The sequence below is a fragment of the Aporhodopirellula sallentina SM41 genome (genome assembly GCF_000346505.1).
In the GTDB taxonomy this organism is placed as follows: domain Bacteria; phylum Planctomycetota; class Planctomycetia; order Pirellulales; family Pirellulaceae; genus Rhodopirellula; species Rhodopirellula sallentina.
The window spans coordinates 1-4,200 of sequence record NZ_ANOH01000239.1 but is presented as its reverse complement, the minus strand read 5'-3'; the positions used below and the strand labels follow the sequence as shown (position 1 = coordinate 4,200).

General features: G+C 56.1%; 2 protein-coding genes. Both read right to left on the bottom strand.

Translation table 11 applies throughout. The annotated features are described in order from the left end of the window. Nucleotides 1-26: 26 nt before the first annotated feature. Entirely contained in the window at nt 27-1,925 is a 1,899-nt protein-coding gene (locus tag RSSM_RS16400; protein ID WP_008680988.1) for a DUF4914 family protein, read from the bottom strand. A gap of 240 nt (nt 1,926-2,165) precedes the next feature. Then, on the bottom strand, nt 2,166-3,671 hold the full coding sequence (locus RSSM_RS16395; protein ID WP_236621189.1) for a protein kinase domain-containing protein: 1,506 nt from the start codon (nt 3,669-3,671) through the stop codon (nt 2,166-2,168). Nucleotides 3,672-4,200 lie beyond the last annotated feature (529 nt).

The following is a 4,200-nucleotide window of genomic DNA, read 5'->3' as shown; positions in this document are numbered from 1 at the left end:
GTTCTCACACGCGATCAACCAACGATTCAGTCAGTTGAAAGTTGGACGTAATCGCTGTACTTGGCACCGTCGAGGCACGCTTCGATGATTTTACGACCGTGTGCGTCGAGATCGTCCACGAGGAAGTTGCGGATTTGCTCGTGGAAGAATTCTGTCAAAATCCGAGCACCTTCGTCATAGGCCTCTTCGCCCACTTCCGGTTGCGATTGCACCTGCAAGAACCAGTGACCAATCGTCTGACCTTCCACCTGAAGTGTTTTGAGAGTTTGCCCCAACAGCGGACAACGCGAATCGACGACCTTGTCGCTCGGAAACTCTGACGTCCCGCGACGCGACAGATACTCGCGAGCGATCCATTGCGGAGCGAAGCCTGTCTCCCAGCAACCGATGTGTTGGTTCGGAGTCAGAATGAACATCGTGTCAGGCGTGTTCATGATCTGGTGCAGAAGAATGTTCGCTTGGTCAACGCGGCGCCCCGTGGCAAACGGCCAATACGACCCCACACCTTCACTACTCATCCCCTGCGTGTCGACAATCGAAGGGTTTCCATGCCCACGCGGGGCGACCAACCGCCACAACCACGCTAACGACGGTGGCAGCAAGTGGAAGATTCCCATGATTCCGTAGGTCGGGTTCTCGCGGGTACATGGCGGGCAACGCACTCCAAAGCTGCGAATGTCGACCTTCACCGGGTCGTTCACAATGCCGGGATACTTACTGCGTGGGAACACCAATCGCGGATTGGGGCAGGGGCGTCCCGGAGCGTCCTCGATATGTTCCCAAATCAACGCGGTCGAACCTGGTGTTGCGTCGATGTTCAAGAACAGCAACGGGTCGTCGGGGTGAATCGTCAATCGCTCGAGGTGCGGGTCGGTTCCGTATCGAGTGATGTGGTTCACGCGAAGGAACCATGAGTGCTCCGCATCAGTAAGGGTTAGCTTCCTTTCACGCGAAGTGGAGTCTTGAAAATCGGGGTGGCACAATGCCATGTCATCGGTAACCGGCCGCAGAGAACATCCCAAAGGCAGCGTCACGTGTCGCGGCTCACCCGAGACCGTGTTTTTGCCCAACAGCAACCGACCATCGGACTCGCGATGCATCTGCTCGAGCATTTCGCTCTTACCGCCACCGCTGGCCCCCTCGTGCATGATCGTCACGGTGTTGTCGTAAGGCGTCACGACCTGGACGGTGCTGCAGTGTGCGGTCGTCCAATCGTTTTTCTCACCCAAGGTCAGCAACATGCCGTAGACGCCCTTCTTCGCCGACGGGCCTGGATACAAATTGTAGCTGTATAGCTCGTGCAACTCGTCCCGACGATTGTGCACGACGACTTGTTTGCCATCGAAGTGCGAATGCCTAAACGGCGGTGCAATGTAGATGATTGCTGAATGGAAGTAGTCGTCGCCTTTCGCTTCGATCTCTTCCACAGGAATAATGCCCTGCAGCATCGCCAAACCCAACGCGAAGAACCCTGCGTTGGCTGGGCAAATCGCAACGGCGGGCAACCCCTTGCCGCCACGTCCGGCGTCAAAGAAGAAACAAGCCAAGTCCTGGGTCTTCAACCAATCAAACGTTTCCTGACGCAGATCCTCGAACTCGCCTCCGAAACGCTTCTTGTAGGTCATCTTGTCGGTGGCACGATCATCGGCGATCACCATGCATTCGGGATCGCGCCGCCTCATATACTCTTCCAAGTAGTTTGCGCTAACGCCGTTCTTCACCCGGCAAACTTTCGCTTCCGGTCGGAACATTCCGTCGACGTCATAACCCACCGTAAAGTAGCCTTGATCGTCCATCTGATCGGCGGGCACGGCGGCCTCAACCAACTCTTCAACCGAGCTGAAAAACCGAACTGATTTCGCCTCTTCCAAGACTACCTCTGCTGAACGAGAGAGCGAAACCTTGGGCATGTGCGAAGCCAACATAATCTGTACTCCATGTGGGATACGTAGTGAGGTCGATGTTCCGCCAACGGCCGGATTCTACGAGATTTCACATGAACACGACAGCAGACGTCACGACACAGAAAACGCGAATTCGCTTTCGCGTTTGAGCCGAGCTGCGCCGAAAACGCACGTATTCCCAGTGAATTACGCACTTTCTGGAATAACCAAACGAAGGACGCTCAAATTAAGCGTTCACTTCGCCACACCCCGGTCGGGGAGCTAAGTCTTTTCAACGCTTAGTTCCGGAACGTCTTCGCTCCACGCACACAATCGTTCGACGTTCACCTGACGTTTGTCGGGGATGGGATGCAGCATGCCGTGCAACACACGGCGCATATCGTCAGTGATGTTGAGTTTGGGCCACGCCTCCGAAGGCATCGCTGCTCGTTTCTGTTCGAGCAAATTCACCGGGTCGCGATCTTGAAACAATCGCCGGCCTGTCAGCAACTCCGCGATCATGCAACCGAGCGCATACCAATCCGAACTCGCTGTGACCGCGTCACCGCAGAGCTGTTCGGGTGCCATGTAGGCGGGTGTCCCCTTAATATACAGATCGGATTGATCCTGATCCAAATCCTGACACAATCCAAAATCCGCAAGCGCGGCCCGCCCTTGCTGGTCTAACAAAACGTTCTCCGGCTTCACGTCGAGATGAACAACGCGTTGAGCATGGGCGTGCCGCAACCCGCACGCAATCTGTCCGACCAGACGACGCGCCACCGGTTCGCCCAAACGACCATGTTGCCGAAGCACGCGTCTTAAATCAGTCCCGTCAAACAACTCCAACACAAAGAAACGCGTCCGCACGTCCACAAACGAATCGTAAACCTTCACAACGTTACGGTGACGCAGGCTTTGCAACACCTCCGACTCTCGGTGGAACAGGTCCACCACAGCCGAGTCGTGCACGAAACGGTGTCGCAACATCTTTAACGCTACCGGTCGCCTCACCTCGTCCTCCCGAAACCCTTCATAGATGACGCCCATCCCGCCCCGGCCGATGCAACGCATGAGGCGGTAACCTCCGAGCGTTCGACCGCACAACGCGTCGACCTCGCGGCTGCCGAGTCGGTCACTGACCAACTGGCTCAACGCGATTTCGATCTCGGGGTAATCTTCTCGGAGTGTCGCAAATGCTTCCGCACTTAGCGTCATCGTTTGCACGTCGCCACTCGCAATCACCGTCGCGGTACATGTCTGTCCGCTCAACAACGACATCTCACCGACGACACTTCCCGGGCCACACCGGTCGAGCACTTCGGTTTTACCGGCTTCCGATTGCTTATGAATTTCCAACTGCCCGGCGAGCACGATAAACAGCCCCTGAGTCGGCTCGCCTTGTTCCATCACCGCGTCGCCTTGGACAAACCGGCTCTCGGTAAAGGACTCTTCGAGTCGCTCGGCCACCGTTCGCGCGAGTCCCGCAAAAGTCGGGCAGTCGATCAACGCGTGTCGTGCCGTCCGGATCGAGGGCAACCGTCCATCGCCGAGAAACGAGGACTCATCAGGCCCCGGCATCACGACATCAAACGGGCAAATTTTCGAAAGGGAACTCATCAGCGATGATTCACTTTGCCGTGTCCGCAGTTGTCCGTCGAGAGCCAAGAGTTCTGCAAACATCTTCGACTTCAGTTTCGTTGGGGCCTTCTCCACCCATCGACTGAGCGACTCTCTTCCGCCGGAGAGCAGCCATGCGATCTCGAACTCATCACATAATTGATCCACCGTAGCTAAATCGTCTGGCGTTAGTTTCTTTTCCCCGGCCACGGTCCACTCTTTCTGAATTAGCTACAACTCGCCCAGTCACCTTCGGCGGCATGACGCGATCGATTCACCGACCCGATTCACCGCCAACGCACCCATTTCACCGAACCTAACGCCCCCCGGGCGTCGAATCTCAGAATACTCTATCATAGCGGTCGCATGGCGATGCCCTGACACGGAAAGCGAATGCGATTGGGGTACAGTCATCTCCCGCGGAACGTTCGAAAGAGAAACCTTTCGACGGGCACGCGACTCGGACTGTCGCAGATCAGACCACGGATTCTGGCCGCGAGGATTTCGAACGAAATCCGAGCCCCAAAGAAATCCACGACCCAAAAAAGGCAAAGCCTGACTCGCAAACACGCTCGACTCTGATCGGCCGGGTGACCACAATTGCGAGGTAGAACGTGATGACCACAACGAGTGACCAGGTTTGCAATGGAAGTGGAAGAAGATCTATCGACATGGATCGCCAATCTAAAAAAGGGCG

Coding starts and splice junctions, on each gene's coding strand:
- RSSM_RS16400 (WP_008680988.1), bottom strand. CDS start 1,925: ATGTTGGCTTCGCACATGCCCAAGGTTTCGCTCTCTCGTTCAGCAGAG.